The following is a 13,715-nucleotide window of genomic DNA, read 5'->3' as shown; positions in this document are numbered from 1 at the left end:
TACCGAAAAAGCAACGAAAGGTTTGATTGAGGTGACCGTTATGATCTTCGCGTTCCATCTGCCCAATGGCGGGCTTTGCAACGGGCCGTGCCTTCCATAGTCTCTAGTCTTATCGGAGCATGAGGCTTGGGATGCAGGTGTGACGGTGAAGGGCAGTCACGACGACGCCGGCAGCGCGGGGCCGGCCCTTCTGGTGTTCGGGACCGACGGACGGCTTGCCGACTGGACGCCGGCCGCCGCAGCCCTTCCGCTGCTTGCCGGACGCCTGAGCGCCGGCATGCCGGCTGCCGAGCTGGAGGCCAGCCTGTTCCCGTCCGCCGGACCGCACATGGTGCCGGACCGCAAGGTGCTGCGGCTTGCCGGCGGGGGGGCGGTGTGGCGGTTCGACCTGTCGGCCTCTTCCATCTCCGCGAATGCCGGCCCCCCTGCGGTCCGGCGGATGCCCGACCCGGCCGACAGGTTGTTCGCGGCGGCGAGCCATGACCTGCGCCAGCCTCTGGCCGCGCTCTCGCTGCTCATCGGCACGCTGGATGGCCGGCTGGATGCCGGAGTGGCGGAAGGCAGAGTGGCGGAAAGCCGGTCCGGGCAAGGGCGCGACCTGCTGCACTCGATGGCCCAGGCGGTGGAATCGATGCGCAGCATGGTCGATGGCCATTTCGACCTTGTCCGCCTGGAAAGCGGCCTGATGGAGCCCGACATCCGCACCCACGCGGTGAACGGCGTCCTGATGCGGCTGGCGCTGGAGGTGGCGCCGCGCTTCGCCGACCGCGGTCTGCGCTTCTCCGTGATGCCCTGCTCGGCGATGGTGCGGACCGACTCCGCACTGCTGGAGCGTCTGCTGCACGGGCTGGTCGCCAATGCCCTGCGCGGCACGGTGCGGGGCCGCGTTCTGCTGGGCTGCCGCCTGCGCGGCGACCGCCTGCGCGTCGAGGTGTGGGACAGCGGCCGTGGCCTGTCGTCGCAGCGGCTGGCGGCACTGCGGACTGAACTGGCGAAACCGGTCGGGGAAGGGGGAGGGGCGCTCGGCCTGGACCTGACCCTCGTGCGTGGCCTCGCCCGCAAGCTCGGCCTCGGGCTGGAGGTCTGCGCGGAGGAGGGGCGCGGCACCGTCTTCGCCGTCCTTGTCCCGATATCCGTCGAACATGGTGCCGAAGGGGCGGACGCGTCCGTACAGGCGGAGAGCACGGCAGTTGCGTCACCGGCGTCCGACGGCGGCACCACCGACATCAGCCGCACCCGCATCCTGGTGATCGAGGACGACCCCATGGTGCTGGCGGCGCTGGAGGCGCTGCTCGGGCAATGGGGATGCAGCGTTGTTGGCGCGGACTCCTACGACATGGCGGTCGAACGGCTCGGCCCGGCACCCGAACACTTCCATCTCATCATATCCGATCTGCGGCTGAAGGGAGCAGCCAACGGCATCGTTGCGATCCGGCAGATCGTCAAGCTGTTCGACCGTCCGGTTCCGGGAATGATCCTGACCGGCGACACCGATCCCAAGCGGCTGCGCGAGGCGCGGCTGTCCGGCTACCCGCTGTTGCACAAGCCGGTGGCCCCGCTTGCCCTGCGTGCCGCCGTCGTCCGCCTGCTCGGGCATGATCCGCTTTGATAACAAAGACCAGGCGGTCGCTGGAGGGGTTCGGGAGAAGTATGCAAAAGATAGAGTGTCGAAACTATCGTGGTTTTGTGTGGCGCAATGACATTTCTGAAACAGAGGCGGAGCGCATGCTGCGAAGTGCGACAGAGTTTCATCCATTCTTCTCAATGCAATAGTCCTTTTCCCTCCCAATGGTTAGATCGCTATCCTCCTTTCGTTTGAATTTTAAGTTTCGCATACCATTTTATGTCTTGCCTTCGCTATGATTGGTTGGAGCACTCGCTGTTCGAACGGATTGGGTGGAGGGCGTTCGGATGAACCGACGTTATCGGGAAGGGGGACGGACCGGGAAACTGGCGGTGATCGTCATCGCCGGAATGTTCCTGTCCTTTTCGGCCTTTCTGATGATCAGGAGCGCCACCCGCGGAGCGGAACTTGCACTGGCCGACCGCCAGGCCATTCAGCTCCATGACCAGCTGAAGTCCGATTTCGAGGATCAGAGCGTGCTTCTGCGCGCGCTCAGCGGGCCGATGGCCGGTCCGGCTCCGGTCACGGAGGCGAGCTTCGCGTCGGCCGTCGAGCCGCTGCTGCCGCTTTACCCGAACCTGCATGCCGTCGCCTGGGCGCGCCGGATCGCCGACCGGGACGTTCCGCTGCTGGAGCGCGCCATGCGCGCTGCGGGTCACAGTTCCTTCGCCGTCCGCACCGCCGGTGGCGGGGAAAGCGCGGAGTCCGATGGCGGTGCCGGCGGTTCTTCCGCCGGGCAGCTTGCCGCCGCCCGGTTCGTCACTGTGCTGGCCGAACCGCGGTCCGCTGCCGGGCTGGTCGGATTGGACATGGCCACCCTTCCCGGCCAGCGCGACGTGCTGGCCCGCTCCTGCACCGCCAACCGCATCGTCGCGGCCGGCGGCGAGCCGCTGAGGTATGAGCTGGGCAGGAGGTCCGTGCTGATCTATCTGCCGGTCTATTCCCGTGAGGTCGATCCCGACGACGGCCGTCCCTACGCCGGTGGGCGCCTCGTCTGCGATGTGCTGACCGGCTTCCTGTGGACCAGCTTCGATGTCGGGCAACTGCTGCGCGATTCGGTCCGCCGGGTCGGGCTGAGCGTCGGCGATGCCTATCTGCTGGAGCCGCCGGGCCAGACGGCCTCCGGACCATCGCGGCTGCTGGCCTCCGAGGGGGCGATCGGCCGTCCCGGCGAACTGCCGCACCCGCCGGTCGATGCACTCACCCTCGAACAGCTGACCGGCCCGGCGGCGCCATACGCCATTGTCCGCGACATCGCCTATGGTGGCCGGGTGTGGCGGCTCTATGTGGTTCCGACCCCGGCGCGGCTGTTCAGCGTGGAAGACCGGCTGGCCTGGACGATGCTGATCGGCGGGCTTCTGCTGACTGCCGGCGGCGCGGCCTATGTCCTGCGCGAGGGAAGGACCCGGCGCCTGCTCCAGACCGAGGCGCGCGCCCGCGCCGCCATGGCCCGCGCCCTGCGCGAGAGCGAGGAGCGGTTCCGGATGGCTCTGCGCTATTCCAAGGTGACGCTGTTCAGCCAGGACCGGGATCTGCGGCACCTGTGGATTTACTGCCCGCGCATGGATCTGAATCCGGAGCGCATGATCGGCCGCACCGACGGCGATCTGTTTCCGCCGGAGGAGGCGGCGCGGACGGTCGCTCTCAAGCGGTCCGTGATGGAAAGCGGGGTCGGGACGCGGTGCGAGCTTGAGCTGACCTATTGCGGCTGCCGCCGGGTGCTCGACCTGTCGGTGGAGCCGATGCGGGACGAGACGGGGGCGGTGGCCGGCGTCATCTGCGCTGCCATCGACGTGACGGAATCGGCCGACATCCGCGAGGCGCTGGCCCGCGCCCATGCCGAGGCGGAGCGGGCCAACCAGGCCAAGAGCCGCTTCCTGGCCGCCGCCAGCCACGACCTGCGCCAGCCCTTCCAGGCGATGAGCCTGTTCCATCACATCCTGATGTCCAAGCTGGACGATCCCCATCAGCTGGAGGTGGCCGGCAAGCTGGGAGAGGCGCTGACCGCCGGCAACACGCTGCTGTCCACCCTGCTCGACACCTCCGCGCTGGAGGTCGGCAACGTCAAGCCGCGGGTCGTCGAATTCGACGTGCAGGACATCCTGAGCCGTCTGGCGGTGGAGATCGGCGACCAGGCCATCGACCGCGGGCTTCTGCTGCGGATGGTCCCTTGTTCCGTCCGGGTGAAGAGCGATCCGATCCTGCTGGAGCGGATGGTGCGCAACCTGCTGGTCAACGCCCTGCGCTACACCACGGAAGGGCGGATCCTGCTGGGCTGCCGGCGCCGGTCCACCGCCGATGGCGGGATGCGCCTGTCCATCGAGGTGTGGGACACCGGTCCCGGCATCGCCGAGGCGGAAATGGCCGCGATCTTCGAGGATTTCTACCGCTGCGGCACCGACCAGCGCGACAGCGGCCGCGGGCTCGGCCTTGGACTGTCGATCGTCCGGCGCATGGCCGAGATGCTGGACCATCCCGTCACCGTGCGGTCGCGGGTGGGGCACGGCACCATGTTCGCCGTCAGCATTCCGGTCGTTGCACAGCAATGCTCCTGCTGCGCCGCCGCCGACTGAGCGGTCCGCCGTCTTTTCCCATTCCGCAGCGCGCAATGGTGGCAGTTCCGCAGGCCGGTCCGCTTTTCCCGTCCTGGTCTGCGCAAGTTTCGGTTATGCTGCGTCTGCTCACTGAACCGAAACGATCCCAGTAACCCAACTGCAACAATGGCTTGGAAACTTTATTGATGTAGGTCATTGGGCCCCTTCGCCATAGGGGCTATTGCTTCCGCACAAGCACAGTCCTTTGGAAAAGCTTGGAAAGCGAAGGTTCCGTTTCGAAGGAACCCAACAAGACGGAGTTCGGCCGGTCGCCATGGCCTGCCCGGCAAGGGCGCCGGCGGCGACGGGAACCGGACTTGGGAGGATACGGCCTGCCGCCGCGACGGATGCCCCGGCCAACGGGCATCCGGTCCGGTCACCGGCATTCGGGTCTTCGCCATTCCGGCGGGGTCCGTTGGTCGGGCGCCGCGATCCTTTTCAGGAGCATTCTAGTATGGACACCGCCATCGCCGCCCCCTCCGCCGCCCCGGCGGGTCGCAGCGGCATCGTTCCGACCGGCAAGAACGGCAGCCCCATGATCGAAAACGTCACGTTCGAGGAAATCCGCATCGGCCAGCAGGCGAGCCTGTCGCGCCGTCTGACCATGTCCGACATCGAGCTGTTCGCGACGGTGTCCGGCGACCTCAACCCGTCCCATGTGGACGAGGATTACGCCGTCGACCACAAGGTGGTCGGCCACGGCATGTGGTCGGGCTCGCTGATCTCCGCCGTCCTCGGCACCCTGCTGCCCGGCCCCGGCACCGTCTATGTCGGCCAGGATCTGCGGTTCGAGCGTCCGGTCCTGCTGGGCGACATCGTCACCGTGACCGTCACCGCCAGGTCCAAGGATGCGGCGCGCAAGACGGTGGTCTTCGACTGCCTGTGCCTCAACCAGGACGGCCGGACGGTCGCGACCGGCGTGGCCGAGGTGATCGCCCCGACCGAGAAGGTGTGCCGCGCCGCGGCGGAACTGCCGCAGGTGCAGGTGATCCGCCATGACGGCCACGAGCTGATGCTGAAGAAGTGCGAGTCGCTGCCGCCGGTGCCGACCGCCGTCGTCCATCCCTGCGACGAAAGCTCGCTGCGCGGCGCCGTCGAGGCTGCCGAAGCGAACCTGATCGACCCGGTGCTGGTCGGTCCGGAATCGAAGATCCGGTCGGTGGCCGACGCTTGTGGCCTCGACATCTCGCGCTACCGCATCGTCGACGTCGCCCACAGCCATGCCTCGGCCGAGACCGGCGTGCGGCTCGCCCGCACCGGCGAGTGCGAGGCGGTGATGAAGGGCAGCCTGCACACCGACGAGCTGATGGGCGAGGTGGTGAGGAAGGAGACCGGCCTGCGCACCGGCCGCCGGCTCAGCCACGTCTTCGTGATGAACGTCCCGACCTACCCGCGGCCGCTGCTGATCACCGATGCGGCGATCAACATCTACCCGACGCTGGAGGACAAGGTCAGCATCGTCCAGAACGCCATCGACCTCGCCAAGGTTCTGGGCACCGAGGTGCCGCGCGTCGCCATCCTGTCGGCGGTCGAGACCATCAACACCAAGATCGCCTCGACGCTGGAGGCGGCGGCACTCTGCAAGATGGCCGACCGCGGCCAGATCACCGGCGGCATCCTCGACGGCCCGCTGGCCTTCGACAACGCCATCAGCCGCGAGGCCGCCATCACCAAGGGCATCAAGTCCGAGGTGGCCGGTCAGGCAGACATCCTGCTGGTCCCCGACCTGGAGGCCGGCAACATGCTGGCCAAGCAGCTGTCCTTCCTGGCCCATGCCGATGCCGCCGGCATCGTGCTCGGCGCCCGGGTGCCGATCATCCTGACCAGCCGCGCCGACAATGTGCGCACCCGTCTGGCGTCCTGTGCCGTGGCCGTCCTGTCCGCCGCCGCGCGCCGCCGCGGTGCCGCGTCGGCAGCCGAGTAAGGAGGGCAGGGGCCATGTCCAACGCGATCCTCGTCATCAATGCCGGCTCCTCCAGCCTGAAATTCTCGGTCTTCCGGGATCATGGCGGCGGGGATCCGGTGGTCACGATCAACGGCCAGATCTCGGGCATCGGCACCCAGCCGGTGTTCGAGGCCAAGGACGCCCAGCGCCGTCCGCTCGCCGAAAAGAGCTGGGGTGCCGGTGAGGCCGGCGACCGCACCGCCCTGCTGTCCTACCTGCTCGACTGGATCGAGGAGCGGCTGGACGGGGCGACGCTGATCGCCGCCGGCCACCGGGTGGTGCATGGCGGCGTCCGCCATGCCGCCCCGGTGCTGCTGACCCCCGCCGTGCTGGACGAACTGGACGGTCTGGTGCCGCTCGCTCCACTGCACCAGCCGCACAACCTCGCCGCCATCCGCGCGCTGGCCGAGGCGCATCCGGAGCTGCCGCAGGTCGCCTGCTTCGACACCGCCTTCCACCGCAACCAGCCCTGGCAGGCGCAGACCTTCGCCATTCCGCGGGAACTGACCGAGGAAGGCGTGCGGCGCTACGGCTTCCACGGCCTGTCCTACGAGTACATTGCCCGCCGACTGCCGGAAATCGCGCCGGACCTCAGCGATTCTCGGGTGGTCGTCGCCCATCTCGGCAGCGGTGCCAGCATGTGCGCCATCCATGGCGGGCGCAGCGTCGACAGCACCATGGGCTTCACCGCGCTGGATGGCCTGCCGATGGGCACCCGCTGCGGTACCATCGACCCCGGCGTGCTGATCTACCTGATGCGCAAGGGCATGGATGCCGGCGCCATCGAGAAGATGCTGTACAACAAGTCCGGCCTGCTCGGCGTGTCCGGCATCTCCAACGACATGCGCGCCCTGCTCGACAGCAGCGACCCGCATGCGCAGGAGGCGGTCGAGCTGTTCTGCTTCCGCATCGCCAAGGAGACCGGCGCGCTGTCCGCCTCGATGGGCGGTGTCGATGCTCTGGTGTTCACCGCCGGCATCGGCGAACGCTCCGCCCCGGTGCGGGCGCGGGTCGGCGACAAGCTGGCCTGGATGGGGGTGAACATCGACGCGGCGGCCAACGATGCCAATGCGACGAAGATCTCGACCCCCGGCAGCCGCCTGCCGGTCTATGTCATCCCGACCGACGAGGAACGGATGATCGCGCTGCACACCCGCAAGGTGCTGACCGGGCGGTGAGCGATTTGTGCGGGGGCGGCGCCGGCTGACGCCCCCCACATCCCCCTGGAGCTTACCCCCCATTCGGTGCTAGCACGCCCACCGGCATCAAGCATCGTCCGGGGGAACCCGTGGTCCGCCCCTATCTCCCGCTGAACGCCCTGCGTGCCTTCGAGGCGTCGGCGCGGCATCTCAGCTTCACCCGCGCGGCCATCGAGCTGTGCGTGACCCAGGCCGCCGTCAGCCATCAGGTCAAGCTGCTGGAGGAGCGGCTGGGCGCCAGCCTGTTCCATCGCCTGCCGCGCGGCCTTGCCCTGACCGACGAGGGGAGGGCGCTGCTGCCGACGCTGGAGGAGGCGTTCGACCGCATCGGCGGATTGCTCGACCAGTTCGAGGGTGGGCGGTTCCGCGAGGTTCTGACCGTCGGCGCCGTCGGCACCTTCGCCGTCGGCTGGCTGCTACCGCGGCTGACGCGCTTCCGCGAGGCGCATCCCTTCGTCGATTTGCGCCTGTCCACCAACAACAACCGTGTCGACATCGCGGCGGAGGGGCTGGACTACGCCATCCGCTTCGGTGACGGCGCGTGGCATGGCACCGAGGCCATTCCTCTGTTCGACGCGCCGCTGTCGGTGCTGTGCGCGCCGGAGATCGCCCGGCGGCTGCGCGAGCCCGCCGATGTCGGACGCGAGACCCTGCTGCGCTCCTACCGGTCCGACGAATGGCCGGGCTGGTTCGCCGCCGCCGGGATCGAGCCGTCGGCGATGCCGCCGGTCAAGGGGCCGGTCTTCGACTCCTCCTCGCTGATGGTCGAGGCGGCGATCCAGGGGGCCGGGGTGGCGCTGGCCCCGGTGGCGATGTTCCGCCGGCCGCTCGCCGTGGGGCTGATCGAGCAGCCCTTCGCCGTCACCGTGTGCAAGGGCGGCTACTGGCTGACCTCGCTGAAATCGCGGCCGGAGACACCGACCATGCGCGCCTTCCGCGACTGGCTTTTCGCCATGGTCGCGGAAGAATCGGCAGGCTGAGCGGTCAGGACAGGGTGACGCGGCGGGGCGCCCGCTGCTGTTCCCGCTGCTGCCAGAAGCGCAGCCGCAGCCGCGGCGCCATGAACCAGGCGATGGGGGCGGCAAGGATGACGCTGAGGATCACCACGGTCGGCATCAGCGTCATCGCCTGCTCGGAAAAGCTGGGGATGCCCAGGACCAGGACGGTGCCGATGCCGAAGACCACACCCTGGATCATGCCGTAGATCAGGATGGCGAGGCGTAAACGGGTGGACATGGGGCTGCTCCGCTGAAGTGGGTTGGTGCATAGACCGTTTCCCTCTTCAACCAAGACGAAGCCGCAATGTTCCGAACGCCATCGGAGGGAGCCTGCCCCTCCCGATAGCGTTCGTATACATACAATTATTGGGCGTGACGCGAGTTTGCCCTTACTGATGCGCCCGCCACCATGCCATCAGCCCGGTGGTGGAGCTGTCATGCGCGCCCTCGGCCGGCCCGGCTTCCATCTCCGGCAGGATGGTGTTGGCAAGCTGCTTGCCCAGCTCGACGCCCCACTGGTCGAAGCTGTTGATGTCCCAGACGATGCCCTGGACGAAGACCTTGTGTTCGTACAGCGCGATCAGGGCGCCCAGCGTCGCCGGGGTCAGGCTCTGCATCAGGATGGTGTTGGACGGGCGGTTGCCGGGGAAGACGCGGTGGGGGACCAGCGTCTCGACCTCCGCCGCCGGCTTGCCGGCCTTGGTCATCTCCGCCCGCACCTCGTCGGCGGTCTTGCCGCGCATCAGCGCCTCGGCCTGGGCGAAGACGTTGGACAGCAGGATGCGGTGATGGGCGCCGGGCTCGGCCCCGATGGGGTTGTGGCTGGCCGCCGCCGCCACGAAGTCGCAGGGGATCAGCGAGGTGCCCTGGTGGATCAACTGGTAGAAGGCATGCTGGCCGTTGGTGCCGGGCTCGCCGAACAGCACCGGGCCGGTCTGGTAATCCACCGGCTCGCCGCCGCGGGTCACCGACTTGCCGTTGCTCTCCATGTCCAGCTGCTGGAGATAGGCGGGGAAGCGGTGCAGATACTGGTCGTAGGGCAGCACCGCGTAGGACGAGGCGTCCCAGAAATTGCGGTACCAGACGCCCAGCAGGGCCATCAGAACCGGCATGTTGCGGTCGAGCGGCGCGGTCTGGAAATGCTCGTCCATCGCGTGGGCGCCGGCCAGCATCTCGGCGAAGCGTTCCGGGCCGATGGCGATCATGATCGGCAGGCCGATGGCTGACCACAGCGAATAACGGCCGCCGACCCAGTCCCAGAAGCCGAACATGTTGGCCGGGTCGATGCCGAACTTGCGCACCTCCGCCTCGTTGGTGGAGACGGCGACGAAATGCCTGGCGACATGCCCCTCGTCCTGCGCGGTCTCCAGGAACCAGCGGCGGGCGGAATGGGCGTTGGTCAGCGTCTCCTGCGTCGTGAAGGTCTTGGAGGCGATGACGAACAAAGTCGTCTCCGGGTCCAGCCACTTCAGCTGTTCGGCCAGATGGGTGCCGTCGACGTTGGAGACGTAATGAAGCGCCACATGGGCGTGGGCGAAGGGCTTCAGCGCCTCCGTCGCCATGACGGGACCGAGGTCGGAGCCGCCGATGCCGATGTTCACCACATCGGTGATCGGCTGGCCGGTGTAGCCGCGCCACTCGCCGTCGCGCACCGAGTTGGCGAAGGCGTCCATCCGCTCCAGCACCGCGCGCACGCCCGGCATCACGTCGCGGCCATCGACGGTGACGGCGCGGTCGGACCGGTTGCGGAGCGCCGTGTGCAGAACCGCGCGCTTTTCCGTGAGGTTGATCGGCTCGCCGCCGAACATGCGGGCACGCGCGCCTTCCACATCCTGCTGGCGGGCGAGGTCGAGCAGCAGGCGGACCGTGTCCTGGGTGATGCGGTTCTTCGAATAGTCGAGGAACAGCCCCGCGGCTTCCATGGAGAAGGCTTTGAACCGGCCGGGATCGGCGGCGAACAGGTCACGCATGTGCGTGCCGGCCATGTCCTGGCGGTGTTGGGCAAGGGCCGCCCAGGCGGGGGAACGGGTCAGCGCGGTCATGATGCTTTGGACTCCTTGACGTCAGCGGTCCTTTGACGCGGCCCATCTTGCGGGGCGTGCGGAGCCTAACACCGACCGCCGGCCACGGCCACGGGCCAAAACGCGACGGTCGGCGCTGCTGATCGGCCTATGCGGGGCGGCCAGGGTGCAACCCGGTGGGGCGGTCGGGTGTTGTGGTCTTTGAGGAACTGCGACAGGAGGACAACATGTCGGACAAGCCCGTTGCCCCGCCATTGGAAGAGCGGGAGGAGCAACGCGACCGCGACGATGCGATGCTGCCGGATCAGGTCGGGATCATTCCCGGCAAGGTGCCGGGCAACCCGGTCGATCCGAGCGATCCGCGCTTTCCGGGGAGCCAGCCGGATTTGGCGTGAGGAGAGGCCGGGGGCGTCGTCCGCCGACGCCCCCGGTTCACTCAACTCCCGCCTTCGATGGTCCGCGTCGGCGTCACGCCCTCCGGCTTGCCGACCAGGACGGTCAGCAGCTTGGACGGGTCGAGCAGGCGCCGGGCGACCCGCTTGATGTCCTCCTGGCTCACCGCGTTGATGTAGCCGTCGCGCTGGTTCAGATAGTCGATGCCAAGCTTGTCGCGCTTCACCTGCAACAGGATGCGGGCGATGGCCTGGGTCGAGCCGAGTTGCAGTGGGAAGGAGCCGGTCAGGTAGGTCTTGGCGTCGGCCATCTCCTGGTCGGTCAGACCGTCCTTGGCCATGCGCGCCCATTCCTGGCGCATGATGTCCAGGGCCTGACCCGCCTTGGCGTTGACGGTGGAGCCGCCGGCCATCACCAGCGCGGTGTGGTCCATTGGGATCAGGTAGCTGTAGACGCCATAGCTGAGCCCGCGCTTCTCCCGCACCTCTTCCATCAGGCGCGAGCCGAAGCCGCCGCCGCCCAGCACATAGTTCATCACCGTGGCGGCGTACCAGTCGGGATCGTCGCGCTTCACGCCGGGCTGACCCATCAGCATGACGGTCTGCGCCGTCGGGCGCGGCAGCAGGATGGTCTGGCCCAGCCCGGACATCGTCACGTCGGGGATCGGCTTCGCCTCGGTCTTGGCCGGCAGCCCGCCGAACACCGTGTCCAGCGCCTTGCCGAGGTCTTCCGGCGAGATGTCGCCGGTCGCCGCCACCACCAGCCGGTCGCGGCCGAACTGCCCCTTCACGAAGGCGCGGAGGTCGTCGGGCGTGATGGCCGGCAGGCTTTCCAGGCTGCCGCGACTCTCGCCGCCATAGGGGTGGTCGGGGAAGGCGGTGGCGTAGAACTGCCGCCGCGCGACATAGTTGGGGTCGGCGAGGTCGCGCCTGAGGCTGGCCATCACAGAGGCGCGCATGCGATCCAGCGCCTCGGGCGCGAAATGCGGCTCGGTCAGGGCGAGCCGGGTCAGCTCCAGCGCCTCGTCACGGTTGTCGGCCAGGGTGCGCATCGAGCCGCCGAAGCCGTCGCGCCCGGACTCGAAGCCGAGCGCGATGGCCTTGTCCTGCAGGCGCGCCTGGAAGGTCTGGGAATCGTATGGCCCGGCCCCCTCGTCCAGCATGGTGGAGGCGATGTTCGCCAGCCCTTCCTTGCCCTTCGGGTCGGTGCCGCCGGCTCCCTCGAAGACCCATTCCAGCGCCAGGACCGGCACCTTGTGGTCCTCGACCAGCCAGGCCTCGATCCCGCCGGGGCTGACCACCCGCTTGATGTCCATGGCCTGGGCGGGCGAGAGGAACGCCAAAGCCGTTACGAAAACCGCCGCCAAACCGACGCGCAGATCCCCTCTCCCCGGGGGGGAGAGGGAGGAGATGAAACATCGTGAAACACGCTCATCCTCAACTGTCCTTTCCGGTCGGGGGCAGCAGCAGGCCGGTGACGTGGTTGGTCTGGCTCAGCACGGCGCGGGCGGCGGCGTTGACCTGATCGGCGGTGACGGCGTCGATGCGCACCGGCCAGTTCTCCACGTCGTCGATGCTCTGGCCGGTGGCGAGCGCCGCGCCCAGCGTCTGGGCCGGTCCGGTCAGGCTGTCGCGAGCATAGGCCGCGGAGGCCAGCATGCGCTTGCGCGCGGTGGCGACCTCCTCCTCCGTCACGCCGGATTTCAGCAGCTTGTCGACTTCGGTCCACAGGGCCGATTCGAGCTTGTCCATCGGCACGCCGGCGGCCGGGCTGGCGCCGACGCTGAGCGTCGCCATGTCCCAGGCGGTCGGCCCATAGCCGAGCCAGGCCGAGGTGGCGAGCTTCTGGTCCACCACCAGGCTGCGGTAGAGGCGCGACGTGGTGCCGCCGCTCATGATCTCGGCCAGCACCTGCAACGCATAGGCCTGGCCGGTCTGGTCCAGCCGATAGGACGGCGCGGTCCAGATGCGGCGGACCGACGGCTGCCGCACCTCGTCGTCACGCAGGACCACCTGGCGGGAGGAGGTCAGCGGCGGCTCGGTGACCCGCTTGCGCTCCGGCACCGGGCGGGCGGCGATGGCGCCGTAATAGCGCTCGGCCAGCGGCTTCAGCTCCGCCGCGGTGACGTCGCCGGACACCACCAGGATGGCGTTGTTGGGCGTGTACCACGTCTTGTAGAAGCGCTCCGCCATCTCCCGCGTCAGCGCCGACATCTCCTGCGGCCAGCCGATCACCGGGGTGCCATAGGGGTGGTGGACGAAGAGGGTGGCGTTGATCTGCTCGCCGATGCGGTCGGCCGGCTCGTTCTCGATGCGCTGGCGCCGCTCCTCGATGATGACGTCGCGCTCCGGATAGACCACCGCGTCGGTCAGCTTGAGGTTGGACATGCGGTCCGACTCCATCCGCATCACCATCTCCAGCCGGTCGCGGGCGACGTTCTGGTAATAGGCGGTGTAGTCGTAGCTGGTGAAGGCGTTGTCGCGCCCGCCGTTCTTGGCGATGATCCGGCTGAACTCGCCGGGCTGGATCGCATCGGTCCCCTTGAACATCAGATGTTCCAGGAAATGGGCGATGCCGGACTGGCCGCGCTCCTCGTCGGCGGCGCCCACCTTGTACCAGACCATGTGGGTCACGACCGGCACGCGGTGGTTCGGGATGACCACCACCTGCATGCCGTTGGACAGGGTGAAGCTCTCGGGGAAGAACACCCCCTTTTCCGCCGCGTGGGCGGGCTGGAACCCGAGCGGAATCGGTGCCAGGGGGGCCGCGACGGTCATCGTCAAGGAGAGAAGTCCTGCCGCGGCGAGGCGGCGGGCTGGAATGAAGGCGGGCATGAGGGCTCCCGGATCAGGAGGTCCGAATCGAAAGGGCGCCCTTCGATGGGAAGGACGCCCCCGGAAACTGGTGTGATGTCGCGTCTTGGACAAGACCGAAAGGGCTG

The 13,715-nt window shown here is 68.2% G+C and carries 10 protein-coding genes; 6 read left to right on the top strand and 4 right to left on the bottom strand.

Features of this window, described 5'->3' with window-relative positions:
• The first annotated feature begins 145 nt into the window (after positions 1-145).
• The 5 genes from CRT60_RS31755 to CRT60_RS31735 all read left to right on the top strand — a co-directional run bounded on the left by CRT60_RS31755 (position 146) and on the right by CRT60_RS31735 (position 8,342).
• Complete coding sequence (locus tag CRT60_RS31755; protein WP_098741130.1) at positions 146-1,609, top strand: hybrid sensor histidine kinase/response regulator; 1,464 nt, start codon at positions 146-148, stop codon at positions 1,607-1,609.
• A gap of 302 nt (positions 1,610-1,911) precedes the next feature.
• Positions 1,912-4,197 (top strand): sensor histidine kinase, encoded by a 2,286-nt coding sequence (locus tag CRT60_RS31750; protein ID WP_098740401.1) that lies wholly within the window; start codon positions 1,912-1,914, stop codon positions 4,195-4,197.
• Positions 4,198-4,753: 556 nt separating this feature from the next.
• Positions 4,754-6,142, top strand: coding sequence for a bifunctional enoyl-CoA hydratase/phosphate acetyltransferase (locus CRT60_RS31745; RefSeq protein ID WP_098741128.1), 1,389 nt, complete (start codon positions 4,754-4,756; stop codon positions 6,140-6,142).
• A 14-nt stretch (positions 6,143-6,156) separates the two neighbouring features.
• Entirely contained in the window at positions 6,157-7,341 is a 1,185-nt protein-coding gene (locus CRT60_RS31740; RefSeq protein WP_098740400.1) for an acetate/propionate family kinase, read from the top strand.
• A gap of 110 nt (positions 7,342-7,451) precedes the next feature.
• Complete coding sequence (locus CRT60_RS31735) at positions 7,452-8,342, top strand: LysR family transcriptional regulator (protein WP_098740399.1); 891 nt, start codon at positions 7,452-7,454, stop codon at positions 8,340-8,342.
• Positions 8,343-8,346: 4 nt separating this feature from the next.
• Here the strand turns inward: CRT60_RS31735 and CRT60_RS31730 are convergent, their stop codons facing one another.
• The gene (locus CRT60_RS31730) at positions 8,347-8,598 is read right to left on the bottom strand and encodes a hypothetical protein (protein WP_098740398.1); all 252 of its coding nucleotides are present in this window, start codon (positions 8,596-8,598) and stop codon (positions 8,347-8,349) included.
• A gap of 151 nt (positions 8,599-8,749) precedes the next feature.
• Positions 8,750-10,402 carry a glucose-6-phosphate isomerase gene (gene pgi, locus CRT60_RS31725; protein ID WP_098740397.1) on the bottom strand — a complete coding sequence of 551 codons (1,653 nt, stop codon included), beginning with the start codon at positions 10,400-10,402 and terminating at the stop codon, positions 8,750-8,752.
• Between the two features lie 206 nt (positions 10,403-10,608).
• Here pgi and CRT60_RS36560 point away from each other — a divergent pair, with 206 nt between their 5' ends.
• Positions 10,609-10,776 (top strand): hypothetical protein, encoded by a 168-nt coding sequence (locus CRT60_RS36560; RefSeq protein ID WP_167421843.1) that lies wholly within the window; start codon positions 10,609-10,611, stop codon positions 10,774-10,776.
• A gap of 41 nt (positions 10,777-10,817) precedes the next feature.
• Here CRT60_RS36560 and CRT60_RS31720 read toward each other — a convergent pair whose 3' ends face one another.
• Positions 10,818-12,116, bottom strand: a complete 1,299-nt coding sequence (locus tag CRT60_RS31720; protein WP_244592865.1) for a M16 family metallopeptidase — start codon at positions 12,114-12,116, stop codon at positions 10,818-10,820.
• A gap of 94 nt (positions 12,117-12,210) precedes the next feature.
• On the bottom strand, positions 12,211-13,608 hold the full coding sequence (locus CRT60_RS31715; protein WP_098740395.1) for a M16 family metallopeptidase: 1,398 nt from the start codon (positions 13,606-13,608) through the stop codon (positions 12,211-12,213).
• Positions 13,609-13,715 lie beyond the last annotated feature (107 nt).

The organism is Azospirillum palustre (assembly GCF_002573965.1).
GTDB classification, from domain to species: Bacteria; Pseudomonadota; Alphaproteobacteria; order Azospirillales; family Azospirillaceae; genus Azospirillum; species Azospirillum palustre.
Note: the sequence above shows the minus strand (reverse complement) of the source record. Positions and strands in the feature narration are given on the sequence as shown.

What these genes read in the sequence shown, in the direction of transcription:
- CRT60_RS31750 (WP_098740401.1), top strand. Translation starts at nt 1,912, where the DNA reads ATGAACCGACGTTATCGGGAAGGGGGACGGACCGGGAAACTGGCGGTG.
- CRT60_RS31745 (WP_098741128.1), top strand. Translation starts at nt 4,754, where the DNA reads ATGATCGAAAACGTCACGTTCGAGGAAATCCGCATCGGCCAGCAGGCG.
- CRT60_RS31740 (WP_098740400.1), top strand. Translation starts at nt 6,157, where the DNA reads ATGTCCAACGCGATCCTCGTCATCAATGCCGGCTCCTCCAGCCTGAAA.
- CRT60_RS31730 (WP_098740398.1), bottom strand. Translation starts at nt 8,598, where the DNA reads ATGTCCACCCGTTTACGCCTCGCCATCCTGATCTACGGCATGATCCAG.
- pgi (WP_098740397.1), bottom strand. Translation starts at nt 10,402, where the DNA reads ATGACCGCGCTGACCCGTTCCCCCGCCTGGGCGGCCCTTGCCCAACAC.
- CRT60_RS36560 (WP_167421843.1), top strand. Translation starts at nt 10,609, where the DNA reads ATGTCGGACAAGCCCGTTGCCCCGCCATTGGAAGAGCGGGAGGAGCAA.
- CRT60_RS31715 (WP_098740395.1), bottom strand. Translation starts at nt 13,608, where the DNA reads ATGCCCGCCTTCATTCCAGCCCGCCGCCTCGCCGCGGCAGGACTTCTC.